25 protein-coding genes are annotated in these 26,496 nt (G+C 65.0%); 11 read left to right on the forward strand and 14 right to left on the reverse strand.

Annotated elements, in window-relative coordinates:
* Positions 1–117: 117 nt before the first annotated feature.
* A complete protein-coding gene (locus RY1_RS20910; RefSeq protein ID WP_072806012.1) occupies positions 118–1,299 on the reverse strand; it encodes an ROK family transcriptional regulator in 1,182 nt (393 codons plus the stop codon).
* A gap of 190 nt (positions 1,300–1,489) precedes the next feature.
* Here RY1_RS20910 and RY1_RS20915 point away from each other — a divergent pair, with 190 nt between their 5' ends.
* Complete coding sequence (locus RY1_RS20915; protein WP_072805950.1) at positions 1,490–3,667, forward strand: glutamine synthetase III family protein; 2,178 nt, start codon at positions 1,490–1,492, stop codon at positions 3,665–3,667.
* A gap of 41 nt (positions 3,668–3,708) precedes the next feature.
* On the opposite strand, the gene RY1_RS20920 is transcribed toward RY1_RS20915, so the two are convergent.
* The 3 genes from RY1_RS20920 to RY1_RS20930 are packed head-to-tail and all read right to left on the reverse strand — an operon-like array spanning position 3,709 to position 6,739.
* Positions 3,709–5,214, reverse strand: a complete 1,506-nt coding sequence (locus RY1_RS20920; RefSeq protein WP_072805951.1) for a tripartite tricarboxylate transporter permease — start codon at positions 5,212–5,214, stop codon at positions 3,709–3,711.
* Positions 5,214–5,735, reverse strand: a complete 522-nt coding sequence (locus RY1_RS20925; RefSeq protein ID WP_072805952.1) for a tripartite tricarboxylate transporter TctB family protein — start codon at positions 5,733–5,735, stop codon at positions 5,214–5,216. The genes RY1_RS20920 and RY1_RS20925 overlap by 1 nt, the downstream gene beginning before the upstream one ends.
* Positions 5,732–6,739 (reverse strand): Bug family tripartite tricarboxylate transporter substrate binding protein, encoded by a 1,008-nt coding sequence (locus RY1_RS20930; RefSeq protein ID WP_072805953.1) that lies wholly within the window; start codon positions 6,737–6,739, stop codon positions 5,732–5,734. The genes RY1_RS20925 and RY1_RS20930 overlap by 4 nt, the downstream gene beginning before the upstream one ends.
* Positions 6,740–6,850: 111 nt before the next feature.
* Between RY1_RS20930 and RY1_RS20935 the strand changes: the two genes are divergently transcribed.
* From RY1_RS20935 to RY1_RS20945, 3 genes are all read left to right on the forward strand, one after another.
* Complete coding sequence (locus RY1_RS20935) at positions 6,851–7,264, forward strand: universal stress protein (RefSeq protein WP_072805954.1); 414 nt, start codon at positions 6,851–6,853, stop codon at positions 7,262–7,264.
* Between the two features lie 130 nt (positions 7,265–7,394).
* Positions 7,395–8,807, forward strand: a complete 1,413-nt coding sequence (locus RY1_RS20940; RefSeq protein ID WP_072805955.1) for a hemolysin family protein — start codon at positions 7,395–7,397, stop codon at positions 8,805–8,807.
* Positions 8,804–9,802, forward strand: coding sequence for a hemolysin family protein (locus RY1_RS20945; protein WP_072805956.1), 999 nt, complete (start codon positions 8,804–8,806; stop codon positions 9,800–9,802). The genes RY1_RS20940 and RY1_RS20945 overlap by 4 nt, the downstream gene beginning before the upstream one ends.
* Before the next feature lie 156 nt (positions 9,803–9,958).
* Here the strand turns inward: RY1_RS20945 and RY1_RS20950 are convergent, their stop codons facing one another.
* Positions 9,959–10,420, reverse strand: a complete 462-nt coding sequence (locus RY1_RS20950; protein WP_072805957.1) for a MarR family winged helix-turn-helix transcriptional regulator — start codon at positions 10,418–10,420, stop codon at positions 9,959–9,961.
* Positions 10,421–10,517: 97 nt separating this feature from the next.
* Here RY1_RS20950 and RY1_RS20955 point away from each other — a divergent pair, with 97 nt between their 5' ends.
* From RY1_RS20955 to RY1_RS20965, 3 genes are read left to right on the forward strand one after another with little or no spacing between them, the layout of a single operon-like run.
* Positions 10,518–11,648, forward strand: coding sequence for an AbrB family transcriptional regulator (locus tag RY1_RS20955; protein WP_072805958.1), 1,131 nt, complete (start codon positions 10,518–10,520; stop codon positions 11,646–11,648).
* The gene (locus RY1_RS20960; RefSeq protein ID WP_245819814.1) at positions 11,635–13,137 is read left to right on the forward strand and encodes an MFS transporter; all 1,503 of its coding nucleotides are present in this window, start codon (positions 11,635–11,637) and stop codon (positions 13,135–13,137) included. Before RY1_RS20955 ends, RY1_RS20960 begins: the two co-directional genes overlap by 14 nt.
* Positions 13,100–13,690, forward strand: coding sequence for a TetR/AcrR family transcriptional regulator (locus RY1_RS20965; protein ID WP_245819815.1), 591 nt, complete (start codon positions 13,100–13,102; stop codon positions 13,688–13,690). The genes RY1_RS20960 and RY1_RS20965 overlap by 38 nt, the downstream gene beginning before the upstream one ends.
* A 1-nt stretch (position 13,691) precedes the next feature.
* Here the strand turns inward: RY1_RS20965 and RY1_RS20970 are convergent, their stop codons facing one another.
* The 4 genes from RY1_RS20970 to RY1_RS20985 are packed head-to-tail and all read right to left on the reverse strand — an operon-like array spanning position 13,692 to position 17,787.
* Entirely contained in the window at positions 13,692–14,636 is a 945-nt protein-coding gene (locus tag RY1_RS20970; RefSeq protein ID WP_245819816.1) for an ABC transporter substrate-binding protein, read from the reverse strand.
* A gap of 58 nt (positions 14,637–14,694) precedes the next feature.
* Positions 14,695–15,363 carry a DUF1275 family protein gene (locus RY1_RS20975; protein ID WP_072805961.1) on the reverse strand — a complete coding sequence of 223 codons (669 nt, stop codon included), beginning with the start codon at positions 15,361–15,363 and terminating at the stop codon, positions 14,695–14,697.
* Complete coding sequence (locus RY1_RS20980) at positions 15,353–17,368, reverse strand: neutral/alkaline non-lysosomal ceramidase N-terminal domain-containing protein (protein WP_281249995.1); 2,016 nt, start codon at positions 17,366–17,368, stop codon at positions 15,353–15,355. Before RY1_RS20980 ends, RY1_RS20975 begins: the two co-directional genes overlap by 11 nt.
* Positions 17,369–17,409: 41 nt before the next feature.
* Positions 17,410–17,787 (reverse strand): winged helix-turn-helix transcriptional regulator, encoded by a 378-nt coding sequence (locus RY1_RS20985; RefSeq protein WP_072805962.1) that lies wholly within the window; start codon positions 17,785–17,787, stop codon positions 17,410–17,412.
* A gap of 111 nt (positions 17,788–17,898) precedes the next feature.
* Here RY1_RS20985 and RY1_RS20990 point away from each other — a divergent pair, with 111 nt between their 5' ends.
* Complete coding sequence (locus RY1_RS20990; RefSeq protein ID WP_072805963.1) at positions 17,899–18,744, forward strand: SDR family oxidoreductase; 846 nt, start codon at positions 17,899–17,901, stop codon at positions 18,742–18,744.
* A 23-nt stretch (positions 18,745–18,767) separates the two neighbouring features.
* Here the strand turns inward: RY1_RS20990 and RY1_RS20995 are convergent, their stop codons facing one another.
* On the reverse strand, positions 18,768–20,141 hold the full coding sequence (locus RY1_RS20995) for an FUSC family protein (RefSeq protein WP_072805964.1): 1,374 nt from the start codon (positions 20,139–20,141) through the stop codon (positions 18,768–18,770).
* 55 nt (positions 20,142–20,196) lie between these two features.
* Here RY1_RS20995 and RY1_RS21000 point away from each other — a divergent pair, with 55 nt between their 5' ends.
* The gene (locus RY1_RS21000; RefSeq protein ID WP_072805965.1) at positions 20,197–20,697 is read left to right on the forward strand and encodes a MarR family winged helix-turn-helix transcriptional regulator; all 501 of its coding nucleotides are present in this window, start codon (positions 20,197–20,199) and stop codon (positions 20,695–20,697) included.
* 38 nt (positions 20,698–20,735) lie between these two features.
* Here RY1_RS21000 and RY1_RS21005 read toward each other — a convergent pair whose 3' ends face one another.
* Positions 20,736–21,356, reverse strand: coding sequence for a lipocalin family protein (locus RY1_RS21005; protein ID WP_072805966.1), 621 nt, complete (start codon positions 21,354–21,356; stop codon positions 20,736–20,738).
* Entirely contained in the window at positions 21,353–23,332 is a 1,980-nt protein-coding gene (locus RY1_RS21010) for an MMPL family transporter (RefSeq protein WP_174565440.1), read from the reverse strand. Before RY1_RS21010 ends, RY1_RS21005 begins: the two co-directional genes overlap by 4 nt.
* Before the next feature lie 188 nt (positions 23,333–23,520).
* On the opposite strand from RY1_RS21010, the gene RY1_RS21015 reads away from it, so the two are divergent.
* Positions 23,521–24,015 (forward strand): MarR family transcriptional regulator, encoded by a 495-nt coding sequence (locus RY1_RS21015; protein ID WP_072805967.1) that lies wholly within the window; start codon positions 23,521–23,523, stop codon positions 24,013–24,015.
* 38 nt (positions 24,016–24,053) lie between these two features.
* Positions 24,054–25,049 (forward strand): iron-containing redox enzyme family protein, encoded by a 996-nt coding sequence (locus RY1_RS21020; RefSeq protein WP_072805968.1) that lies wholly within the window; start codon positions 24,054–24,056, stop codon positions 25,047–25,049.
* Here the strand turns inward: RY1_RS21020 and RY1_RS21025 are convergent.
* Both RY1_RS21025 and RY1_RS21030 read right to left on the reverse strand, forming a co-directional pair.
* On the reverse strand, positions 25,046–25,219 hold the full coding sequence (locus tag RY1_RS21025) for a CDGSH iron-sulfur domain-containing protein (protein WP_072805969.1): 174 nt from the start codon (positions 25,217–25,219) through the stop codon (positions 25,046–25,048). The genes RY1_RS21020 and RY1_RS21025 overlap by 4 nt on opposite strands.
* A complete protein-coding gene (locus tag RY1_RS21030; protein WP_072805970.1) occupies positions 25,216–26,397 on the reverse strand; it encodes a zinc-dependent alcohol dehydrogenase in 1,182 nt (393 codons plus the stop codon). The genes RY1_RS21025 and RY1_RS21030 overlap by 4 nt, the downstream gene beginning before the upstream one ends.
* Positions 26,398–26,496 lie beyond the last annotated feature (99 nt).

Below are 26,496 nucleotides of genomic sequence, written 5' to 3' on the forward strand. Positions count from 1 at the left end.
TCTGTGTGGTGGTCACCGATTCATTGTGTCGGTCGGTTCGAGGATCGGTCAACATTGCGTCCTATCGAATTAAGTCCGCGCAGGTGAACTGACGTGCCCCAGAGACCGGGCGAGGTGTCACAGGGCCGGGGCGAGCTGCCCGGTGAGCTGTTCGAGTGGGTCCCGGTACAGCTTTCCCAACATCGAGGCGCCGCCTGCAACAGGCAGCAGTCGCCCGTGAAAGCTGCTCGGCAGCACGCTGTCGACGACGTCGCGACGGCCGTAGGACGACTCGGCCACACCCGCACGCACCGCGTCCAGGCACTCCGGCAGCACGTGCATTCCGGGATCGCAGACTATGAACACCTCGGGATTGAGGATGTCGAGCAGACTTCCCGACACCAGGCCGACACGATACGACCTGTCCACGAGAAGCTGTGTGGCGGAAGGGTTTCCCGATTCGGCAGCGGCGAGCAATACACCGAAATCGGGGACCTCGATGATTCCTCGGCGAACCGCGTCGCGCACGAGCACGCGCTCGGAGAGTGTGGCCTGGAAGCATCCGGTACGTCCGCACGAACAGTGTTCGGTGCTGTGCTCGATCGGCATGTGCGCTACCGCGCCGGCCGCGGAACCGGGGCCTGCGTGCACCAGACCGTCGGTGGCGAAGGCTGCATCGATGACGTTGCCGACGAACAGTTGCACGACGCTGCGTCGAGCACGCGGTTCACCGAACAGGCATTCGGCGTCGACGAGGGCACGCACGTGCGAGTCGACGTGGACGTCGAACCCGGTGCGATGCTCGAGCAGCTCACGCACCGCGACGCCGTTCCAACACGTGAGCGGATGTTCGACGACGATGCCGCGGTCGGGGTCGACCCAGCCGCCGACCGCGAATCCGATGCCCAGCACCCGCGAGGCGCGGTCGGCGGTCAACTCGGTCATGAGCTCCACCGCGACGTCGAGGACCGTGTTGGGCGGCTGCCCGCGATGCGCGTGTCGATCGGTCGCGATCACTCGACCGCGAAGATCGACGAGTGAGACGGTGATGTGGGTGAGGGACAGATGAATGCCGCACACCATCGGCTCGTCCGCGATGTCGATCGGCACGTGCGGCCGACCCATCCGACGAGACCCGACGGCGACGACGGTGGGTCTCTCCCGCAGGAGCCCTCGGTCGATCAACCTGTTGCTCGTCGTGGTGACCGTGGCGGGAGAAAGCCCGGTCAGACGCGCGATGGTGCTTCGGGCGATCGGTCCGTGATCGAGCACCGTGCGCAGGACTGTCGCAGGGCTGCCGCCAGCTCTGATCGTCGTCATCGGGATCACGTTAGGCCGCGCCGACTGTGAAGAGAAGATAAACGATCCGCGTGATCGGATGTCCGGCACCGGGCCGATTCGCCACGTGCTCGATACCGTCACGAAACATGACCGGCACACCGCGTTCGTACAGTTCGTTGGTTGGCTCCGCGAACAAGCAGTGGAGCCCGAGGCCGAGGGGTAGAAGCGTATGAGTGGAAATGCCGTTCGTCTGCAGGCGATCAAGGACGTCGAGGCCTATGTGCCCCCCGCGGTCAGCTACTCGGGCGGCGAGAAGCCAGGCGAGATCTTCGGGGAGAACGTGTTCAGCAAGGTCGTCATGCAGAAGCGCCTGCCGAAGTCGGTCTACAAGTCGGTGATCGCGACCATCGAGAAGGGCAAGAAGCTCGATCCCCTGGTCGCCGACGCGGTGGCGTCGGCGATGAAGGACTGGGCGCTCGAGAAGGGTGCGACGCACTACGCGCACGTCTTCTACCCGCTCACCGGTCTGACCGCCGAGAAGCACGACAGCTTCTTCGACCCCGTCGGTGACGGCAGCGCGCTCGCCGAATTCGCAGGCAAGACGCTCATCCAGGGCGAGCCCGACGCGTCGAGCTTCCCCAACGGCGGCCTGCGCAACACGTTCGAGGCGCGCGGCTACACGGGCTGGGACGTCACGAGCCCGGCGTACGTGCTCGAGAACCCGAACGGCAACACGCTGTGCATCCCGACGGTGTTCGTGTCGATGACCGGTGAGGCGCTCGATCACAAGACACCGCTACTGCGCTCGCAGCAGGCGATGGGCGGGCACGCCGAGCGGATACTGAAGCTCTTCGGACACGAGAACATCGAGAATATCGTCTCGTTCTGCGGCCCGGAGCAGGAGTACTTCCTCGTCGACCGGCACTTCTTCCTCGCTCGCCCCGATCTGCTCAACGCCGGACGAACGCTGTTCGGCTCGAAGCCCCCGAAGGGCCAGGAGTTCGACGACCACTACTTCGGTGCGATCCCCGAGCGTGTGCTCGGGTTCATGATGGACACCGAGCGCGAGCTGTTCAAGCTGGGCATTCCGGCGAAGACCCGGCACAACGAGGTCGCGCCAGGGCAGTTCGAGATCGCGCCGATGTTCGAGCGTGGCAACATCGCGGCCGACCACCAGCAGCTGCTGATGACGACGTTCAAGACGATCGCCAAGAAGCACGGCATGGAATGTCTGTTTCACGAGAAACCGTTCGACGGCGTCAACGGATCCGGCAAGCACGTCAACTTCTCGCTCGGTAACTCCGAGCTAGGGTCGTTGTTGGTGCCGGGCGACAATCCACACGACAACGCGCAGTTCCTCGTCTTCTGTGCCGCCGTCATTCGCGCGGTCCACAAATACGGCGGCCTGCTGCGCGCATCGGTGGCGTCGGCGACCAACGATCACCGCCTCGGTGCCAACGAAGCTCCACCTGCGATCATCTCGATCTTCCTCGGCGATCAGCTGGCCGATGTGTTCGATCAGATCGCCAAGGGCGCGGCGACGTCCTCGAAGGGCAAGGGCACCATGATGATCGGCGCCGACACCCTTCCGGTGCTGCCGACCGACCCGGGCGACCGTAACCGAACCTCTCCATTCGCCTTCACCGGCAACCGCTTCGAGTTCCGCGCCCCCGGTTCGATGCAGACCGTCAACGGACCGATGGTCACGATCAACACCATCATGGCCGAGGCGCTCGACTACATGGCCACGAGCCTCGAGACCGCCGTCGCCGACGGCACCGATTTCGATACGGCCGTGCAGAATCTGCTGACCGAGATCATCACCGAGCACGGTGCTGTGGTGTTCAACGGCGACGGGTACTCCGACAACTGGCAGATCGAGGCCGAGTCACGAGGCCTTCCGAACCTGCGTACCACGCTCGACGCGCTGCCTGAGCTCATCACCGAGTCCTCGATGGAACTGTTCGAGAAGTACAAGGTCTTCAACCACCGAGAGATGCACTCCCGCTACGAGATCGGACTCGAGCAGTACGCGCTGACGGTCTTCGTCGAGGCCAGGTTGACGCTGGAGATGGGGCAGACCTCCATCCTCCCGGCCGCGGTTCGGTACCAGACGGAGTTGGCGCAGAATGTCGCGGCGCTCAAGGCAGCGGGTGTCGATGCGGACATGTCGGAACTGCAGGCGGTGTCCGAACCGCTGGCAGCGCTGAAGTCCGCCTTGGCGGCGCTCAAGGCTGCACTCGAGAGCGATCCGGGCGGCGAGGCTCTCGACGAGGCCACGCACGCCAAGGACGCGTTGTTGCCCGCGATGGCCGCGGTTCGTTCGGCGTCCGACGTCCTCGAGGGCATGGTCGCCGACGACCTCTGGCCGCTCCCGACGTACCAGGAAATGCTCTACATCCTCTGACAGGCCCCGGCGCGGCCGTACATCTCGGCCGCGCCGTCCTGCTAGAAGTCCACCTTCGACCGCGCGCGTATCTTGCTGACGATCGTGAAGACGATGGCGAGGGTGATCAGCGAGTACAACACGATCGTGATCGTGCTGCCGACGAGTATGGATGGGTCGCCTTCGCTGACGGCCAGTGCGCGTCGTAGTGAATCCTCGGCCAACGGACCGAGGATGACGGCGATCAAGACCGGCGCGAGTGGAATGCCGTAGCGCCGCATCATGAATCCGAGAATGCCGAGTCCGAGCATGAACATCAGGTCGACGATCGATGCGCTCGTGGCGTAGACGCCCAGGGCTGCGAACACCGAGATGCCCGCGTAGAGATAGTTCTTGGGGATCTTCAGCAGCTTCGCCCACAGCGGTGCGAACGGAAGATTGAGGATCAGCAGCACGATCATCGCGACGAACAGGCTGGCGAGCAACGCCCAGACGATGTCTCCGCTGCGTTCGAACAGCAACGGTCCCGGCTGCATCCCGTACTGCTGGAAGGCGGCAAGAAGGATGGCCGCCGTGGCCGACGTGGGCAGGCCGAGGGCGAGCAACGCTCCCATCGCGGTTCCTGCAGTGGCGTTACCGGCAGCCTCGGGTCCGGCGACGCCCTTGATCGCACCCTTGCCGAACATCGGGTTCTTGCTGCGACGGTCGAGCCTGCGCTCGGCGCCGTATGCCAGGAAGCTCGGTACTTCGGCACCGCCCGCCGGGATGACGCCGAACGGCACACCGAACGCGGTGCCGCGCAGCCACGCCGGTAGTGCCTCGCGGAACTCGGTGCGGCTCAGGAACGGGCGTCCCTCGGAGACGATGAGCGAGTTGTCCTCCGGCCGTCCGATCCTCGATGCGACGTGGATGACCTCGCCGAGTGCGAGCATCGCCACGGTGATGACGACGATGTGGATGCCGTCGAACATCGCCGGGACGTCGAAGGTGAACCGTGATGCGCCGGATGGACCGTCGATGCCGATGACGGCGAGCGTCAGGCCGATCAGCAGCGCGGTCAGACCCTTGAGCGCCGAGTCCGACACCACCGCGGAGGTCGCGATGAACGCGAAGACCGCGAGGGCGAAGTACTCGGCCGGACCGAAGTTCGTTGCGAGCGAGGCCAATGTCGGTGCGAAGAACACGACCAACGTCGTCGCGACGATGCCGCCGATGAAGGCGCCGATGGCCGACGTCGCCAGTGCTTGCGGAGCCCGGCCGTTCTTGGCCATCCGGTGGCCCTCGAATGTTCCTGCGATCGCAGTGCTGTTTCCCGGGGTGTTCATCAGGATGCCCGCGATCGAATCACCGAACAGCCCACCGAAGTAGACACCCGCGAACATGATCAGCGCGGCAGTCGGGTCGAGCGTGAAGGTGACCGGAAGAAGCAGAGCGACGGCCATGGCGGAACCGAGACCGGGTAGCACCCCGACCGCGGTACCGAGGATGGCGCCGACGAGAACCCAGACCAGGTTCATCGGCGTCAGCGCAGTACCGAACCCGTCGACGAGGTTGTTCAGCGAGTCCATCAGAAGACCGCCGCGAGCAGCCCACCGGGCAGCGTGAGACCGAGACCGGCGGAGAACGCGATCTGTACCGCCGAGGACATCAGCAGGGCAATGGCACCGTCGAACACGTAACGCCGCGAACCCAATCCGACCGAGACACCCCAGAACAGCAGGGCGCCTGCGAGAACCCAACCGAGTGGGTCGAGCAGAGCGATGAACAGTGCGACGGCACCGACCGTGATGCCGAGGGTGCGCCAGTTGCTCACCGTGCCGGTCATCGGTTCACCGGCGTCGTCGACCCCTCGATCCACGACGTCGGGTCGGAGCACGAGCTGCACGGCGACGAGCAGTGCAACGACGAAGCAGCCGCCGGCGACGATGGACGGAAAAACTTGTGGCCCAGGTGACGTCGCGGTCGCAGGTACGTCCATGGTGACCGTTCCGTATACCAGGAACACGCCGAGCGCGACGAGAAGCGCGGGAACGACGAGGCCGCTGCGGCCAGTCCAGAACGTCCTGCTGACCGAGGTATCGGTACTCATACCAGTCCCAACTCTCGGAGTATGTCGGTGATGCGGGTCTGCTCGACGTCCAGGAACTCACCGAACTCGTCCCCGGTCTGGAATGCCACCTTCCAGCGGTTCCGCTCGACGGCGGTCGCCCACTGTTCGGTGTCCTGCATTTCGGTCGCGATCGCGATGAGTGTGTCCCTGTCCTCGTCGGAGATGCCGGGAGGTGCGACGATGCCGCGCCAGTTCACCAGGTCCACGTCGTAACCGAGTTCGACGAAGGTGGGGACGTCGATGCCGTCGACGGGTTCGGGCGCCGCGACGGCGAGTGCACGCACGTTGCCTGCCTCGATCTGATCGCGGAAGTCGTTGTACCCGCTGACCGCGACGCCGACCGTGTTGGAGAGCAGCGACGTGAGCACCTCACCACCGCCCGAGTAGGCGATGTAATTGATGGCCGCGGGATCGATGCCTGCCTCCTGGGCGAGTTGGCCCGCGACGATGTGGTCGATACCGCCGAGCGATCCGCCGCCGATGGGCAACCCGCCCGGGTTCGCCCGCCACGCCGCGATCATGTCCTCCACGTTCTCGTAGGGGGAGTCCTTGGGAACGACGAACACCTCGAAGTCCTCGGCGAACTTCGCGATCGGCACGGTGTCGGCAAGGGTGGTCGCGGAATCGTTGATGGCGATGCCGCCGAGCATCACGGTTCCGGTCACCATGACCGTCGTCGATTGCCCTGCGAGGCTTTCGAGTTGGCTCAATCCGATGGTTCCGCCCGCGCCCGGCACGTTGACGACCTGTGCATTGTTGACGATGCCGTCGCTTCGCAGTGCCTGTTGTGCCTCGCGTGCGACGAGGTCCCAGCCGCCGCCTGCGGCCGCGGGGGCGATCATCGTCAGCTTCGCGCGAGCATCGGAACCGCTTCCGCTCCGGCTCGCGTCGAGACCGGCCACTGTCACGGCCGCCGCGACGGCAACAGCCAACAGCGCCGTGGACAGTGTGGGCGATTTCCCGGTGTGCGATTTCCTGGTCACTGCGCAGGCTCCGCGCGCGTTCGACCTCTGGTGTGATGTGTCACACCACGAGAGTAGATAGGCTCTGTCCCATTAGTCCAATTCACGAAGATCGTCCCGATCGGAGCCAGTATGTCGGTAGCTGTTGTAGTAAGTGAGTCACCGGAAGGCCGTGAGGCACTCGTCCGGGCTGTCGAGGAGGCGGAACTACGAGGCCTCGGGCTCACCGTCCTGTTGGTTGTGCCCGAGGCGTCGGTGTCCGAAGAAGACCGTGCGGCAACGACTTCCGCGACACAGCAGATTCTGTCCGGCCGTGGACTGGCCGACGCCTCGTTCTCGATTCGAGTCGAACCGGACGCGGGAGATCCCGCAGGCGCCATCGTCGATCTCGTCGCGGACGTCGGCGCGAGCCTGCTGGTGATCGGATCGAAGCGTCGATCCGCGGTCGGCAAGTTCTTGATGGGGAGCACCGTGCAACGTGTTCTGTTGGACAGTGCTGTTCCGGTTCTGGTGGTGAAAGCTCCCCAGGAATCGGCGACCCGCTAGAATCGGACATCTCGGTATCGTCGAGGACGTCAGCCCCACCCACAAGCAGAGGATTCATGGACAGCGATAAACCCGGGCCGGACACGGCTCCCCGCACTACGAAAACTACGTGCGAGGCGGTGTCCGGCGAATGAGCGTGATTCTCACCCTCTTGCTCGGCTTCCTCGTCGTCTTCCTGATCACTGTGGTCACCGGCTATTTCGTGGCTCAGGAATTCGCATACATGACCGTGGACCGCTCCCGGCTGAAGGCTCGCGCCGAAGCCGGCGACGCAGGTGCCCGGCGTACTCTGCAGGTCACCAAGCGCACGTCCTTCATGCTGTCCGGTGCACAGCTCGGTATCACCGTGACCGGTCTGCTCGTCGGTTACGTGGCCGAACCACTGATCGGACAGTCGCTCGGCACCATTCTCGGCGGAGTGGGAGTTCCCACCGCAGTCGGTGTCGGCGTCGGTGCCGTGCTGGCGTTGCTGTTCTCCACCTTCGTGCAGATGTTGTTCGGTGAGTTGTTCCCCAAGAACTTCGCCATCGCGCGTCCCGAACCCGTCGCCCGCTGGTTGTCGTTGTCGACCACCATCTACCTCAAACTGTTCGGTTGGCTCATCACCATTTTCGATCACGCCTCGAATCTGCTGCTCAAAGCGCTGAAGATCGAGCCGGTGCACGACGTCGAGCATTCGGCGACACCGCGTGACCTCGAACATATCGTGGCCGAATCCAAGGATTCGGGGGATCTGCCCGACGAGCTGTCCGACCTGCTCGATCGTATTCTCGACTTTCCGACCCGCACGGTCGAGCACGCGATGATTCCGCGGTCCCGTACTGCAACGGTGCGCGCGAGCGATACCTTGGCGAGCGTCAGTTCGCTGATGGGGCAAGAGCATTCACGCTATCCGGTCTTGGACGACGACGACGGGATCGTCGGAGTGGTGCATCTGCTGGACATTCTTGCGATCACGGACCGTCCGGATGCCGAGATTCGTGAGTTCGTCCGTCCCGCATTGATACTTCCCGAGACCCAGACTCTGCCCGACGCCGTCGGCGAGCTTCGCTCCTCGAAGAATCAACTCGCCTGTGTGATAGACGAATACGGCGGAATGACCGGCGTCATCACGATCGAGGACCTCTCGGAGGAACTCGTCGGCGAGATCACCGACGAGCACGACCGCGGCGTCGTCGATCCCACTCCCGTCGTTGCCGAGGACGGAACCTGGACCATGGGCGGGGAGGTCCACATCGACGAGGTGGAACGGTCGATCGACCACGATCTGCCCGCCGGTGACTACGAGACCATCGCAGGTCTTGTCATCGCCCATCACGGTTCACTGCCTAGTGTCGGCACGAGCATCGAGGTCGCACTTCCGGCGGATTCGGCCGATCTGGTGAACGACGACGACGAGGTGCCCGAGAGATTCGTGATGCTCGACGTGCTCGAGATCGACAACTACGTTCCATCCCTGGTTCGACTCGAACTCGGTGTCCGCGCGCACGGTGCGTCCGAGCGCGACGCCGCAGACGAGCGAGAAACGGACAATCACCGATGAGCAATCCCTGGATCGTCCTGGCCGTCACCGTCGGTCTCATCGCGGCCAGTGCATTCTTCGTCGCGGTCGAGTTCGCGTTGTTGGCGGCAAAACGACACCGACTCGAAGATGCCGCTGCCACGAGCAGATCCGCCCGCGCGGCGCTACGCAGCTCGAGCGAGCTCACAGTTCTGCTGGCGGGCTCGCAGCTCGGCATCACGTTGTGCACCCTCGCGCTCGGCGCGACCACCAAACCGGCGGTGCATCATTGGCTGACGCCCGCCTTCGAGTCGTGGGGCGTCCCGTACTGGGTGGCCGATGTGGCGGGCTTCGTGCTCGCGCTGATCATCGTCACGTTCCTGCACCTCGTGGTCGGCGAGATGGCGCCCAAGTCCTGGGCGATCGCGCATCCGGAGAAGTCTGCGACGATGCTCGCGATTCCGATGCGCGGTTTCATGTGGTTGACGCGGCCGATCCTCGTCGCGCTCAACGGAATGGCCAACTGGTGCCTGCGGAAAGTGGGCGTCGAACCGGCCGATCAGGTCGCGTCGGGGCAGAACCCGGACGACCTGCGCCAGCTCGTGGAGCACTCCGTCAACGTCGGGGCGCTCGATGCGAGTTACTCGGTACAGATCTCGGTAGCACTCGAGCTGCAGAACCTGGTGGTGGGCGACTTGATCCGCACGCCAGGCCTGCCGACCTCGGTTCCGGCGTCGTCGAGCATGGACGACGTCCGCGCCGCATCACTCGCGTCGGGGCATCTGCGCATCCTCGTCAGCGACGGTGAGATCGTCAGCGGCGTCGTGCACGTGCGTGACACGTTGAACGGGAATGTCGATCTCGCCGAGGTCACTCGCCCGGTGTTCACGTTGGCGTCGGACACTCCCGTGTACGTGGCCCTGGCGTCCATGCGAGAGACGAGCAGTCACCTGGCGGTCGTCGTCGACGGAGACCGCACGGTCGGTGTGGTGACGCTGTCGGATGTTCTGACGCGACTCCTGCCCATCGCCGTCTAGACGGGACCGATGACGAGCAGTGTGGCCCAGTAGGCGGCAATGTCGTGACCGACCTGTGGAAGAAGAAGGTCGTACAGCAGGTAGGACATCATCGGGAAACCGACTCCTGTTCGCGGGCGCGACCGTGTACGGCCGCTGACGGGGGTGAAATGCACCTCATGTTCCACCAGAACGGTCGGAAAGGTCAACAGCATCGGTGGATTCCGGCGTCCTGGCCAACTTCCACAGTATGGGCGCTGCCAGATGCAGCACGTCGCATTCGAGTGGGGTGAGTTCGGAGCTCATCGCGTCGGCGAGCCACCGATCTCGCTGTAACCGATCGGCGGCGACGAGTGATGTCCCCTTGTCCGTGATGCGGATGAGCAGTCGTCGCCGGTCGTTGACGTCGGGGGATCGGGTGACCAGGTCCTCGGCTTCGAGCGTGTTCAGGTTGCTCGTGAGCGATTGGATCCGCACGCCTTGCAGAGCCGCGAGGTCCACCGGTGCACTCGATCCGCCGGAGCGTTCGACGTCGCCGAGGATCTGCATCTGGCTCGGCGTCAGGTAATGCTGCGGACGCTGCCTGCGCAGTCTTCTGGTCAACGCGAGCATCGCCTCCCGTAGCTCGGTTGCGCTCATATCGTTCCTCCCCGTTAAAAATTAGTACGCACAACTGTAGCGTCGAAGTCGGGATTGCCCGGTTTGACCGACAGATTGATAAGAGTAGCCTTAGTGTATGCGAAAAACCATGCTCCGATGGGTAGCTCTTCTGGCAGCAACCATCGTGGTGTGGGCCGCTCTCGCGGCTCTCGGCCTGTCGGCGGCGGCATTGTTCGCTTCGCTGGTGGTCGCCGCGGGCTTCGCCGTCCGCGGCATCGGCCCGAGCCGCGTTCCCAAGCCGGCGGGCATGCTCGCGCAAGGGATTCTGGCCGTCAGCATCGGTCTGATGGTCGATACCGAGACGTTGTCGGCGCTCGGCTCGAGCTGGTTGCCCGCACTCGGGGTCTGCGCCGCGACACTCGTGGTCAGTGTGGCCGCGGGACTTCTGCTGGCCGTGCACCGGGACGTCGATACGCTGACCGGCGCGCTGTCGATGATCGCGGGCGGCGCACAGGGTCTCGTGGCAGTGACACGGGAGCTCGGCGGCGACGAACGCATGGTGGCCGTCATTCAATATCTACGAGTCGGGTTGATCATCGTCACGATGCCGTTGGTGGCGACGGTGGTCTTCGGGGCAGGCAGCGGCGGCGTCGCGCAGGCACGCTCGGGTGAAAGTCAGTGGTACCTGGATTTTCTCGTCGTCGCGGGCTGCATCGGCGTCGGAATCGGCGCGGCGCGTCTGATGCGACTGCCCGCACCGGCGACGCTCGGACCGCTCGCGGTGTCGATGGCGTTCGAGCTGTCCGGATGGAACGCCTCGGTCTCGGCACCGACGGTGCTGCTTCCGATCGCCTTCGTTCTCATCGGATGGCAGGCGGGTCTCGCATTCACCGAAGACAGTGTGCGAGCCGTCGGGCGAGTGTTCCCCTGGGCGGTCGGGCTGATCGTCCTCGTCGGAGTTCTGTGTGCCCTGCTCGGACTCCTGCTGTCCTACGCCACCGGGATCTCGCTTCTGGAGGGATATCTCGCGACGACGCCCGGTGGGTTGTCGGCAGTCCTCGCGGTCTCGGCCTCGAGTGGTGCCAATGTCACGTTCGTCGCCGCTGTCCAGGTGGTGCGTCTGGTCATCATGTTGTTCGCGGCACCGTTCGGCGCCAAGGCGTTCGTCGCCCTGCGCTCTCGCGCCGAGCGCAGATCCGAGCGTGAGCAGGTATCGGTCGACCGACGCGTACGGCATGGCATATCATCAGCCGATGACATCGACTGATGACACCGTGCAGGTTCAGTCGAGTCGCGCGCTGGTACCCGTGCTGGTGTCGGTCTGCACCATCGTCGCAGTGGTCAGCAGCGTCGGTGCACCGCTGATCCCCACGGTCGCGCAGACCTACGATGTCTCTTTCTCCAGTGCCCAGTGGTCACTGACCATCGCGATGCTCGCCGGGGCCGTCACGGTTCCGGTGATCGGACGGCTGGGGGACGGGCCGTGGCGTCGACCCGTCGTCATCGGCGCGCTCGCGATCGTGCTGGCCGGATGTGTGATGGCGGCACTGCCCGGCAATTTCGCGATGCTGATCGTCGGACGAGCGTTCCAGGGGATCGGGCTCGGCCTCATGCCGTTGGCGATGGCGATAGCGCGGGACCATTTGAGCGCCGAGCGTGCGCGGTCCTGCGTGGCCGCGCTGTCGGTGACCGCGGTGGCAGGTATCGGTCTCGGATATCCGCTCACCGGCGTCATCGCCAACTACTGGGGTTTCCACGCCTGCTTCCTCGTGGCCGCGGTCGCGTCGGCAGCCGTTCTGCTCGCCTCGATCGTGGTCGTGCCGAGCAGCGGTCACCTGGCGCGCAATCCGCTCGACGTGCTCGGCGCCGTGACGCTCGGGGCCGGGCTCGCATCGCTGTTGCTCGCTCTCAGCATGGGCGGTTCATGGGGATGGACCTCGGTGCCGACGATCGCCTGTCTGGTGGCGAGCGTGGTCGTCCTCGCACTGTGGGTTCGGCACGAGCTGCGGTGCGAACACCCGCTCGTGCAGCTGAGACTGCTGCGCAACAGGTCGGTGCTGACCGCGGACGTCACCGGTCTGTTGGCGGGAGTCGGCATGTTCGTGTTGTCCTCGTCCGTCATCAGATTCGTACAGACACCGACCGACACCGGATACGGACTCGGCGGCTCGGCGATGGTGGCAGGTCTGGTGCTCGTCCCGTTCTCGCTCGCCAGCGTCCTCGCCAACAAGCTCCTGCCCGCGGCAGGCAGGTACGTGGCCCAGAACCTCGTCATGCCGCTCGGCGCAGCGGCATTCGTCGTCGCGCTCGTGTTGCTCGCCTTCGGTCGCTCCGAGCTGTGGGTGGTCTTCGTGTTGATGGGTGTGGCGGGCCTCGGTGTCGGCTTCACCTTCGCGGCCATGCCTGCGTTCATCGTCAATGCAGTGCCTGCAGACGAAGCGGGCAGTGCACTCGGGGTCAATCAGGTGTTGCGCACCGTCGGCGGTGCCGTCGGTAGTGCGTTGAGCGCGACGATCCTCGCAGCGCACACACTTCCGGGCGCGACGTTCCCGGCCGACAGTGGCTACTCGGCGGCAGCACTCACGGGAATCGTGCTGTGGGTCGCGACCGGACTGCTGGCCCTCGGGCTGCCGTTGGTGCGGCGCCGGGCATCGCGCGAGCTGGTCGAGGAGAGCGTCGAATCTGCCGCAACGGGCAGTTTTGCCTACGATATCGACCGTGGCAGAAACCGAGCAGAATCCAACGATGCCAGGTAGCGGGGCGCGCACCCGTAACTCGAGCCGCACGCGCCAGGATCTCCTCGACGCCGCCGCGGAACTGTTCGGCGAGCGTGGTTTCGAACGCACCACCATCCGCGAGATCGGCGAGCGTGCAGGCGCCGACCCCGCGCTGATCGCCCGATACTTCGGCAACAAGGCGGCGCTGTATCTCGCGACGCTGCCGACCGACGACACCGGTCCTGAGTTGCCGGACATCCTCGACCCCGGCCGTATCGAGGACACGCTGCGCCGGGTGGCCGGTCTCGGTCCTGGCCCGGTGTTGCAGGCAGTCGTCGGCAAGCACGACGACGACGCGGTCCAGGCTGCCGCGTCGGCGCGCGTCGACAAGCGCATGACCGAGGGGCTGGAGCGGAGACTGTCCGACGCCGATCTCGAATCACCGAGGCTGAGGGCCCAACTCGCGGTCGCCGCCCTGTCGGGCATCGCACTGGCCCGGTCTGCTGGAACACTCGAAGCGTTGTCGGATGCAGATCCGGACGAGGTGGTCAGGTTGACCGGGGCGATGCTCAGGACACTACTGGGTTCCTGAACTACTGGGTTCCTGACTCCAGGAGATCGAGCATCTTGTCGGCCTTCATGATGCTGCCGAACAAGTACGCATTCGACGGTAGATACTCGATGTCGCCCTGCAGCAAACCGAAGAGCGGGTTGGTGCGCACGGTGTCGAGGAACTGGCCCGGCTCGGCAGCCGCCCCGTCGGTGACGACGAAGATGCGATCTGCGTCCAGCAGGTTCGTCTGTTCCATGCTGACCTCGAAGAACGAATCCTCGGCTGTGCCGATGCTCTGCGTCGGGGGAGCGCGGAAACCGACCTCGCGCAACGTCGTCCAGATGAACGCGCCTTCCTGTCCCATGTAGTTCAACTTGTCTGCTCGCACGCGAATCACGCTGGCGGTTCCCGGGTTCGGGCCCAGCTGCGCCTGCACGTCCGCGACGCGCGCGTCGTAGTCGGCGAGCAACTGTGTTGCGCGGTCCTGCTTGCCGAGGTGGTCGCCCAGGATCGTGAGTGTCTGCTTCCACTCGTTGGCGACGTCGCCCACGGCCACGGTGGGAGCGATCCCGCGGACGTTGTCGTAGAACTCGCGCTGCGACTCGTCTTCGCTGGTGACGATGATCAGGTCCGGATCGGCCTTGATGACCTGCTCCAGATCGACGTCGGCCTCGGACATGCCGACGCTGGTGACGTCGTCGGGCAGCTTCTCGGCAATGAAGTCCGGCCAGGTCCCGGTGGTCTTGGGGACGACGGTGGCGACGGGAGTGACATCGAGTGCGAGGACCGACTCGAGCACGTTTCCGGCATCGAGAACCACCACTCTCTGTGGGTCGACCGGGATTTCGGTGCTCCCGTAGAGGTGCTCGACGGTTCGAGTCTCGGTGGCCTTCGGTGCGTCGTCGGTCGTCGCCGCGCTACACCCCGCCAGGGCTGTCATCGTCACAACCGCGACAATCGATCTCTTGATCAGAACATTGCTCACAGGGGAAGAAACTATACAATCTCTTTACTTTGCGCACTGCCCAGGTGCGTCGACGTGTTCAATGTCGCATGGAGCGATGCCCGGCGGCGGCGACGGCAAGCGTCACTGCTGCCGCGGCCAGCAGGGCGAGACCCGGATGCACGAGCAACAGCACCGCCCCGACGAGTGCGCCGAGAAAGATGGCGGCGATGGCGCCCACGCGACGGTTGGCGATGCGGGCCACCCAGGATCCGGCGTTCGGGCTCGTCAGCGATTCGCTTGCGAACGACGTCAAGGTCGACGTCACGACGACGGTGGTCATATCGCGTACCGCGACCGCGCGTGCCACGGCAGCTTGTTCGCCCATCGCCAGCGCGGACGCCGCGGCGATCGCGATCTGCACCGCCCGATTGTCGGTGTCCAGGAGCAGCAGTGCGGCGGCGGCCGCTGTGAGGACAAGACCGCCCGCTGCGAGCAGCGCCGTCGTGCGCGTATTCCACCGCCCTGACCAGCTGCGAAGAGTGAATCCCGCGGCTGCTGCACCGCACGTGAACGCCACCAGTGCGACGACCGGGCCGAGTACGGGCAGACCGTCCCCGCCTGCGACGCCCATGCCGAGGACGATGACGTTTCCGGTCATGTTGCCGACGAAGATGCGATCCAAGCCGAGAAAGCCGACCGCGTCGGCGATTCCGGTCGTGAAGGTCAAAGCGGCCATCAATCCGATGGCGCGGCGCTCAGACGACATCGAACTCGGCGGTCGTACCGGTGAACGGAGTCAGCCGACCGTCGGGTGACCGCGCATCACCGAAGTAGACGATGCGGTATCTGCCGGGCTGCTGTGCCGGCGGAATATCCCATACGACAGTGGTGTCCGTGATGGGTCCGGTGTTGTCGAACAGGATCTTGGTGTACCAGTCGCCGTCGTCGTACTCACGTACCCAGCTCGCGCCGTCGGCGCGTTCGATCGCCAGGTAGGTGTCGTCGCGTCGCAGATTCGAATTGGGGTTGGCACCGGCGAACCGCGCCGACACCTGCTGCCCGACGCCATAGCTCGGGGAAGGCTGGATCAAAACATCGCCGAATGCTCGGCCGGGGGTAGGAATGTCGACGAACGGATTGCCGGTCGGCGCAACCGGAATGGACCCGGTGAGATCGCGCTCGGCCGTCCCGCTCGCGGCGGGAAGACCGTCCCGCATCGCCGACGCCAGTTCCACGGCGATCTGAATGGTCGCGGGGAGCTGCCACCGCCCGAAAGCTGTTGCACCGCCCTCGTAATCCTGGTTGTCGTACTCCTCCGGCGTGGTGAGGTAGTGGCCGTATCCGTTCGTGTAACCCTGGACTACGACGAGTTCGCGGTCGATCCCGAGGGTGTCCGCCAGTGCCGTCCGCAGGCGCGCGCCTGCGACCACCGTCGGTTCGAACGGGCAGGTGAACAAGTGGAAGGCCCCGATCCGAGCGAGGTGGAACGGCAAGATCTGCTGCACGATGCCAGGGATCAAGCCGACCGGCAGCAGGATGTCCTTCGGAGCATGGGCGTCGCGCAGCCAGGCGGGCATGATCACCGAGCTCAATGCTGCGAGAGCAGGATTGCCGCCGCGCTCTCCTTCTTCCAGCCCGAGCGCGGGCAGGCCACCGCCGTCCTCCTGACTCGATGCGGCGAACGCAGCGCCGAGTGCCGCGGGAGCGGTGGTGTGGGTCAGGCCGTCTCCGGTGAATTCGGGGCGAACGGTGTATCCGAAGAAGTCCGCATACAGCCAGCGCACGTCCATCCCCGCGTCGAGGGTCGTTCCCGGTGTCTCCGTTTGGGCTCGCGCAGTGTCGAATTGGCGCAGTCCGATGATGCGGGTGTTCTCGAACTCGTCGGCCGTCGGGCCGGTACCCGGCTGCTTGTCGAGATTCGGGGTGACATCACCGGGTGTGCTCTGGCTGAAGGCGGCAACGAAGCTGGGGTTCCGGTAGTCCACTCCGGCGACTGCACGCTCCCAGTGCCAGGCCGCGTAGCCCTTGTTGTCGGTACTGACGAGGAGATTCGTCGCCTTCATCGAAGTGCCGTGTGTGGCAAACCAATTGATCACCCCGACGAGCTCGCCTCCGCGTGCGAGCTGGAGGTTGACCGAACGTGGATCGATCTTGCCGGGGAACTGCGCGCCGTCGGGGTCACGGTTGAACGCCCGCTCCGAACGATTGACACCCGCGTCGTCGAGTGTCCCGGTCGTGATGGTGAGCACGCCGGGTCGGACGTCGTCGTGTGCCCGCACGATCGCGTCGACGATGCCCGCGACGTTCGATTCGAAGGTGACGGGGCGGAAGCCGAGGGTGGTGATGTCGACCAGCAGGTGACCATCGGTACCACCGGGGGCTGCGTGGGTGTGCGTCGCGGACAGGAGCACGTTGCCGCGGTGGTAGGTCTCGCCGTACCGGGCACCGAGGCGTCGTAGCACCTCTTCGAAGATGGAATCGAACATCAACCCGACCTCGCACGTGACGTGCGCGAGGTGCTGCTGCGACGCGGTGTCGACGAACACGAATGCGCGGGCGCGCTGTCGCAGATGGAGTCCGGCCGAGGACTGTTCGAGGACGGCATAACCGTTCATCCCTGCGCCGAGAGGCTCGCCGGTCATGTCGCCGATGCCGCGGCCGACCTCGAGACCTGTCGGCGCGGCGACGGCATTACCTGGCCGGACGGCAAGCGTGCCGAGCGCTGTCACACCGGACGCGGCGAGGAAGGTTCTTCTGCGGATTCCTGACACCGACAGGACGGTAACAGCGCGAGGCTTGCCGTACAGCGAGATCAGTGCGCGTCGTACCTCTTTCGGGCATCGATGACGACAGGAAGAGTGGATTCCACGAGTTCGATCAGCCCGGTCAGTCGCTCGGCGACCTCGCGGCCCAGCGGGGAGAGGCTGTACTCGACCTTGGGTGGGATGGCTTCCAGCACGGTACGGATCACCATTCCGTCGCGTTCGAGAGTCTGCAGAGTCTGCGACAACATGCGCTCGCTGACGCCGTCGATGCGTCGTCGCAATGCGTTGAATCGGTAGTCGCCTTCGGTGAGGGCTGCGAGGGCGAGAATTCCCCATCTGCTGGTTGCATGCTGCAGCGCTTCGCGCGACGAGCAATGTCGCTCGAAGACGTCGGCCGCCAGGGAAGCATCATCCACTTCACTCATGACCTCGACAATAGCGCATGCAGATCAGTCAGCGCTTATCGAAGGAGTTGCACTGTACGAATAGTAAGTGCATAGTGGTGGAGAACTTGAAGTCACAACTTAGGAGTTGGCATGACCACAGCAGTTACCGGCGCAACCGGACACCTCGGCGCACTCGTCGTCGACGGACTTCTAGCCCGGGGAGTCGCGGCGAACGACGTTGTCGCCATCGTTCGCGATGCGGAGAAGGCTCGCTCCTTGGCGGATCGCGGTGTGCAGGTTCGGGTGGCGAACTACACGGATACAGCTGCGCTGACGACGGCGCTCGCCGGCGTGGACAAACTGCTCCTCGTGTCCGGGTCCGACCTGGGGCAGCGGGTCGCCCAGCACTCCAACGTCATCGAGGCGGCCGAGGCTGCGGGTGTGTCCCTCATCGCGTACACGAGCATTCTGAAGGCCGACACCTCGGGAGTGAGCCTGGCCGCCGAGCATCTCGCGACCGAGGTGAGGCTGACCGAGTCCCCGGTGGCCGCAGTGCTGCTGCGTAACGGGTGGTACTGGGAGAACTACCAGAGCTCGGTGCCGCAGGCAGTCGAGAGCGGGACGCTCCTCGGCGCAGGTGGTAGCGGTGCGATCGCGGCGGCGTCGCGCGTCGATTTCGCGGCTGCGGCCGTCGAGGTACTCGTGACCGAGGGCCATGGCGGAAAGATCTACGAGCTCGGTGGTGACGAGCACCTCACCTACAGCGACGTCGCCGCCGTCATCGCCCAGGTCACCGGTAAGCCCGTCGAGTACACGGACGTACCGCCCGCGGAGTACAAGCAGATCCTGCTGGGCGCGGGTCTGCCGGAATTCGTTGCCGACATGCTCGCCAGTGCCGATGCAGGCATCTCCCGCGGTGAGCTCGACACCGACTCGGGTGACCTCCAGAAGCTGATCGGGCGGAAGTCCACTCCCGCCGCCGAGGTGCTGCGTTAGATCAAGGTGAGCGTTGATTCAGGTCAGCGCATATGTAGGCGGTCGGCCGCCTCGATCGTCACTGCTGCGACGACAATTCCGATCACGACTCCGATCAGGGTGTCGGCGACTCGGCTGAGCGCAACAGCAGGATCGAGGTGGCCGGCCAGGCCGGTGAGCAGCAATGCCATCGGGGTGACGGCCAGCGAGGTCAAGCCGTAGTTCGTCATCACGAGCAGCTCGGCGGCGATCTGCAGCACCACGATCGCCGCGACGGTCTCCCAGTAACCGAGAGACGCCGCCAGAAGTCCCGCCGCGATCACCGCGCCGCCGACATTGCCCAACAGACGTTGGATACCGCGTTGAACGGTGGAGTGAAACGCCAGTCCCTGCATCGCAGCCATCGCGCCCATCGTCGCCCACAATGGGTGCTCGAATCCGACCGCGGTGGCGCACCACGCGGCAAGAGCCGCGGCCGCGGCGATGCGCACCGCATTCACCACCAGTGACCGCGAGGTCAGCTGTGCGAGCCCGTCCGCGAGAAAGTTCCTCGGCCGAGCGTGCAGTTCCCTCGCCCGCACCGGCAAGGCGTCGTACCTACGCATCTTTCGAAGTGCGCGTTCATGCGTCAACACGTCCTGCGCGTGCGACGGGTCCTTGCCCTCGGCCCAGGCGTCGAGCAGCGCTTCTGCGTCGTCGAGAAGCGTCACGAGACCGAGGCTGTGCGCGCTCGGTCGGCGCCCGCCCAGCGCGATGACGGTTCGGGCTCGCTCGATCGCCGCTCGCGCAGGCGCCTGCTGCCGGGTGTCGACGGCGGCGAGAGCGCGGGCAACCGCGAGTTGGGATGGCCCGACGGGGTGCAGCAACGCGGGCAGCATCGACAGCGTCCACCCGATGACGGCTCCTATCGTCACCGTGGTGAAGACGGTCAGCACGTCCGGGGCCGAGTGCGCGAAGGCAACTGCGGCGCTCGCGGCGAAGATCAGAATGACCGCGCCGGGGCCGGTGATCGCAAAGGCAGCGAGTATCAGAGCGCCGATCCCGGCGGCGACGGCTATCGCGAGGATATGGATCGCCGACGACGTCGTCACCGTGCCGAGTACCGCGCCGAGTGTCGCGTACACCACGGTCAGGCCGCCGACCATCGCGAGTTTGCCGGCGCGACGCGGATACGGCTCGTACCGGGCGAAGGTCGAACAGAGTGCGCCGAGTGCGGCGAAGCCTGCGAGATCCGCACGGCCGAGTAGTCCTCCGCCGATCAGAACGACGGCGACGACGATGCCGACTCGGACGGCAGGAGCCACACTCGAATCCGAGCGCCCGAGTGTGAACGCCTGACGCCATGTCCGGCCCGATACGGCGTGGGCGAGTGCGGAGCGTGAGTGGTGGAGTCGGTCGATCGTTGCGGTCACCGGCACTAGTTTACATATGTTTCACTAGTAAACTAAATGTAGAAGTCGTAGGGTTGCGGTCATGATTCCGGCGCAGCACTCGGGTGGGGACTTCGTCGACAAGGTACGGCGTGAGTGGTCCGCGACGTTCCCCGACGTCGATACCTCGCCGATAGAGGTGCTGGCCCGCATCGTGCGAATCTCGTCGAAAGCGAACCACCTGCTCGACGCGACGCTCGTCCCGATGGGGGTCTCGCGTGCCGAGTTCGATGTGCTCAGCGCGCTGCGACGAGCGGGTCGAGCACTTCGCGCCAGCGAGGTGACGTCGGTGACACTGCTCAGTGGCGCATCGACGACCAAGATCTCCGAGCGGCTCGTGAAAGAGGGTCTGATCGAGCGCCTGCGATTCGAACGAGATGCCCGAGTGGTTCTGCTCGAGCTGACCGACACGGGCCGAGAACTCGTCGACCGAGTGTTCCCGGTCCGGCTCGAACGCGACCGGGAACTGCTCGACGGCCTGGACCCCGACGAACTGCGCACACTGTCCGGTCTGCTCCGAAAAGTCGCACTCAACGTCGAGTAGTTGGTTACACCGTGTAGTTGGTTACACCGTGTAGTCGATCAGACCGCGGCGAGTGGCCTGATATCCGTCGCGCCGCCCGGCGTGGGGGAAGTCAGGATGAATGCCGAGTTGTACCCCTTCGACTCCACGACGGCCCGGATCTCGCGGAACCTCTCCGGGCTCACTTCCGGGGACCTCGACAGGATGAAGCCCGACGTCCGCAGTGGATCTCCCACGAGTGCCCACGAGTAGTCGTCGGCGATGTACGCGACGATGTAATTGGTCGGTCCCTCCGGATTCTCCTGGGTGGGAACGCCCGGAAAGCTCACGTGCAGTTGAGCATTGGTCACGGTGTCGTTGACTCGCGCGTTGCCGACGATGCGGTTGGTCTCGCCGGTCCAGGTGGTGCACGTGTTCTCGACGCGAATGTTCGCCGGATCGATCAACTGATAGTTGGCCTGGGTATCGCGGGCGCACTCGAGGTTGAACGGTTGCGGGACCGCGGCGATCTGGTTCCATGTTCCGAGATACCGCTCGACGTCGAGCGATGGAATCGGTGCGAGCGGTTCCCATCCCGCCGATCCCGACGGCGCCGGTGCCGCCTGGGCGAGCCCTGCGCCGAGCATCATCGAACATGCTGCGGCAACGAGTGTTCCTGTGATTGTCGAACGAATCTTCATGCCACACTCTCCTTCTGTTCCGTCACTTCGGAACTGCTGGAATCGAAACGGTTCGGCCACCATATCCCCGGGCCGACGAGGGTGAACAGGGCTGGAACCACCAGCGTACGGACGACGAACGTGTCGAGCAGAATGCCAAGGCCGACAATGATTCCGAGCTGCGTCAACGTGATCAGTGGCAGGATGCCCAACACGCAGAATACCGCGGCGAGCACGATTCCTGCGCTGGTGATGACCCCGCCCGTCGCGCCGACGGCACGGACGACGGCGCTGCGCGTGCCGTGCGCCGGGGTCTCCTCCTTGGTGCGAGTCACGAGAAAGATCGTGTAGTCGACGCCGAGAGCGACGAGGAACAGGAAGGCGTAGAGCGGAACGTTGTCATCGAGCGCGGGAAACCCGAAGACGTGCAGGCTGACCCAGCTCCCGACGCCGAGCGCGGCGAGTGCGCTGAGGACGGTCGTGCCCACGAGTACCAGTGGGGCGACCAGCGCGCGCAGCAGAACCATCAACACCGCGAGTACGACGACCAGAATCGCCGGGACGACGACGAGTCGGTCGCGGGCGGCCGCGTCGGAGATGTCGAGCGCCTGCGCGTCGCTGCCGCCGACGAGCGCGCCTTGGATGTCGCCGAGGCCGGCGCGCATGGATTCGACTGCGGTGAAAGCGCCGTCGGACGCAGGCGCGGAGTCGGTGACCACCGACCACTGCGTCAGGCCGGTACCCGAGTCGGATTCCCTGGTGAACGAGCCGACGCCCGCTGCCGAATCCAGTGCAGCCTCGACATCGGCGGCGGACGCTGTCGGCGCGACGACGGTCGTCGGGTCGGCGATCCCGGCCGGAAAGTGCTCGGACAACGTCTCGAATCCTTCCACCGACTCGGCGGCGACGCGGAACTGCTCGGTCTGAGACAGGCCGATCCCGGTACCGAGAAGTGCTGCGGCACAGGCGATCAATGCGGCGATCGTTATCGACGCCGTCCGGGCTGGATGCCGGGCGACCGCGGCAGCCACGGAGTGCCAGACGCCGGATGTTGCGGTGTCCGCGTCGCTGGGGCGTGGAACGAACGGCCAGAACAACTTCGGGCCGCACAGCGCGAGCAAGGGCGGTAGTACGACGAGGACGAACAACGCTGCGACCACGAGTCCGGCGGCGGCGAGAGCACCGAGACTGCGCGTGCTGGGCAGAATGGCGAGCAGCAGCGTCAGCAATGCCAGTACCACCGTCGCGTTGCTCGCGAGAATGGCGGGGCCTGCGTGCCGCACGGCACGTTCGAGTGCGCTGCGATGGTCGGAGTCCTGCCGCAGCTCCTCGCGGTAGCGAGAGATCAGAAGCAGGGCGTAGTTGGTGCCTGCGCCGAACACGAGGACGCTGGTGATGCCCGACGTCGAACCGTCGAACGACAGTCCCGTCAGTTCGGCCAGCGCCGTACCGACCGAGGTGGCGACGCGATCGCCGAGGCCGATGACGACGAGCGGCACCAGCCACAGAATCGGGGACCGATACGTGATGATGAGCAGGATCGCGACGACGAGGGCGGTGACCGCGAGCAGCGTGACATTGGCGCCCGAGAACGAGTCGGCGATGTCCGCGCCGAAGGCGGGTCCGCCGGTGAGTTGGGCCGTCAGTCCGTCGGGTAGGCCGTCGACGGCCGCGGCACGAAGCGTGGTGACGGTGTCGTTCAGCGAGAAACCGGACAGTGACTTCTCGACCTGGACGATTCCGAGGGCGGCCTGGCCGTCGGGAGCCGGGACGAGCGGGGTCCCGGCATCGGACAGTCGATCCAGGGACTGCTGACCTGCGGCGAGGTCCACCGGGGTCAGTGCGTCTCCGTCGTCCCTGCTGACCACGAGGATGACCGGTGCGGTGTCGGAGCCGGGGAACTGTGTCAGTAGTTCGGTGACCTGCGCCGAGTCCGCCTCGGTCGGTACCGACGAAGGGGCTTGACCTGCTGACTCGTTCTCTCCGACGAGGGCCATGAAGCCGAACGAGGCGATGATCACGGCGAGCGACAGAGCCCACGAGCGGCGAGAGCTGACAATTCGGGCGAATCGGGACCAGAAGTTCACGCACAAACAATCTCATCAACTTAATGTTTAAGCAACTGAGAGAACTGTCGGAGGGGAGTCGCGATAGTCTGACGCGGCCCCACGATGAAAGGTCCTCCGTGCCCGACCGCAACGAGCTCGAATCCCACATCTCCTCGGATGTCCGTGCGCTTTCGGCCGTCTCCGAGGAGATCGGTCGCGCGTTCGGCTCTCTGCACGAGCTCAGGCGTAACGATTTCAGAGCTCTGTTGCTCATCATGGTCGCCGACGTCGACGGTACGCCCCTGACCGCGGGCGAACTCGGAACACAGCTCGGTCTCACGTCGGCGGCGATGACGTATCTCGTCGAGCGCATGATCGAGTCGGGTCACATCAGGCGTGAGAAGGACGAGCGCGATCGTCGCAAGGTGATTCTGCGATACGACACGCACGGCATGGAGGTCGCGCGTGGGTTCTTCGGGCCGCTCGGGGCGCGTACGCATTCTGCGTTGTCCGCGGTCCCCGACTCGGATCTTGCTGCGGCACATCGTGTGTTCTCGGTGCTGATCGACGCGATGCGTGCTCATCACAGCGAGCTCCTTCCGCAGCTGAAGAAGAACGCGCGCAGCGACTGACCGGTTTCGAAGGCTCGGCGCGCGGGTAACTGCCTGCCATGACTTCCTCAGCCTCCGTTGCCGAATCGGTCGATTCGGGAAGGCCCGGCAGGCTTCCCGCCTCCTGCGGGCCAGTATCTGCCGCGGTGATCGACGCGTTGGCAGGTGACCCGTCGACAGCGACGGTGCTGCCGGCCGTTCCCGGCGGGGTCGACCCGCTCGGCGCGGATGTGCAGCTGGCCCTCTACATCTGTTACGAGCTGCACTATCGCGGTTTCGAGGACGTCGACGACGAGTGGGAATGGAACGTCGATCTGCTCGGGTTGCGTGCAGTCCTGGAGCATCGATTCCTGGCGCGCGTACGTGAATCGGTCGAGCCAGGGGATGACGCCGTCGCCGAGATGGACGCGATGTCGATCGAACCGAGATCGGGCACAGGGCCGTCGTGGTACCTGCGTGACCACGCGTCGTGGGCGCAGATGCAGGAGTATCTGGCCAATCGATCGCTCTACCACCTCAAGGAAGCGGACCCGCATGCATGGGCGATTCCGCGGCTGACAGGTCAGACGAAAGCGTCCTTCGTCGCCGTCGAGTACGACGAGTTCGGCGCGGGCGCAGGGGTGGACATGCACCAGCGTCTGTTCGTCGACGCCATGCACTCGGCCGGGATGGATACCTCGTACCTGGGATACATCGACTCTGCGGCGCCGGAGATGCTCGCGATCGTGAACCTGATGTCGCTCTTCGGGCTTCACCGTTCGCTGCGCGGAGCCGTCGTCGGACACTTCGCCGCAACCGAGATCACGTCGTCGCCCAGTGCGGCGCGCCTGGTGACGGCTCTACGACGACTCGATGCGCCGGAACCGTGTATCCGGTTCTACGCCGAGCACGTGGAGGCCGACGCCGTCCACGAACAGATACTGCGCCACGACGTCGTCGGCTCGCTCCTGGTGACGCATCCCGAACTCGAAGCGGACATCGTGTTCGGGATGCGTGCACTGACGTTCGTCGAGGACCGGTTCGCGGAGGCGATGCTCCGCCGGTGGACGCTCTAGCTCCGCTTGCGGTGGCTGGTATCGCAGAACGGGTAGGTCTTGCTGCGGCGACACATGCACAGTGCCACCATCACTCGGTCGGATTCGACGATGTCGCCGTCGGGCATCTCGACCTCGACGGGCCCGGAGATCATGAGAGGCCCGTTCTTGACCAGCCGCACATGTGTCATGGCTTCAGCAAGACCTTGACGGCACCGTCCTGCTTCTTCTGGAAGATCTCGTACGCGTGCGGCGCCTGGTCGAGTGGAAGTTCGTGCGTCGCAAAGGTGTCGACGCCGAGCGGGTCGTCGTCGGTGAGCAACGGCATGATGTCGCCGACCCACTTCTTGACGTTCGCCTGCCCCATGCGCAGCTGAATCTGCTTGTCGAACAACGTCAGCATCGGTAGCGGATCGGCCATGCCGCCGTACACCCCGATGACGGAGATCGTTCCGCCCCGACGGACGATGTCGATGGCACTGTAGAGGGCGCTGAGCCTGTCGACACCCGCCTTCTGCATCATGGGTCCGGCCACGGCGTCGGGAAGAAGCGCCGTAACATCTTGCACCAGTTTGGAAACGGGGGAGCCGTGTGCTTCCATGCCGACCGCGTCGATGACGGCATCGGTACCCCGCCCGTCGGTTCGGTCTCGGATGACGTCGGCGAGATTCTTGCCGTGCTCGTCCAGATTCAACACCTCGATGCCGCGTGCGGCCAGGCGTTGCAGGCGCTCGGGAACCCGGTCGACCGCGATGACGCGGTATCCCTTGTGCGCTGCGATGCGAGCAGCCATGTCGCCGATGGGTCCGAGGCCGAGGACGGTGACCGAACCGCCGTCCGGAATCGATGCGTATTCGACGGCCTGCCATGCCGTCGGCAACACGTCCGACAGGTAAACGAAGCGTGAATCATCAGGTCCGACAGGGACTTTGATGTGAGTATTCTGTGCCTGAGGTACCCGGAGGTACTCGGCCTGCCCTCCCGGCACCGATCCGTAGAGCTTGGAGTAACCGAAAATCGCTGCGCCCATTCCCTCGTCACGAACCTGAGTGGTCTCGCACTGGGTGAACAGGCTCGAGTTGCACATGTAACAGTGGCCACACGAGATCTGGAACGGAATCACCACTCGGTCGCCGACCGCAAGGTTGCCGACCTCGGAACCGACCTCCTCCACGACACCCATAGGTTCGTGTCCGAGGATGTCCCCCGGAGCCATGAAAGCGCCGAGAACCTCGTACAGATGCAGGTCGGAACCGCAGATGTTGGTGGTGGTCACTCGAATGATCGCGTCGGTTGCGAGCTCGATACGTGGATCGGGAACCGTATCGACACTGACCTTGCGTTTTCCCTGCCACGTTACTGCCCGCATGGTGCTTCTCCCTTGATCGAGGACTGGCGTCCGCTCGGTGCCCCGCATGCCCCGTCCGAGCAGGGGTGAAACGTTTGCGGCTATACGGATGGCCGGTAT

The sequence above is a fragment of the Rhodococcus yunnanensis NBRC 103083 genome (assembly GCF_001895005.1).
Classification (GTDB): domain Bacteria; phylum Actinomycetota; class Actinomycetes; order Mycobacteriales; family Mycobacteriaceae; genus Rhodococcoides; species Rhodococcoides yunnanense.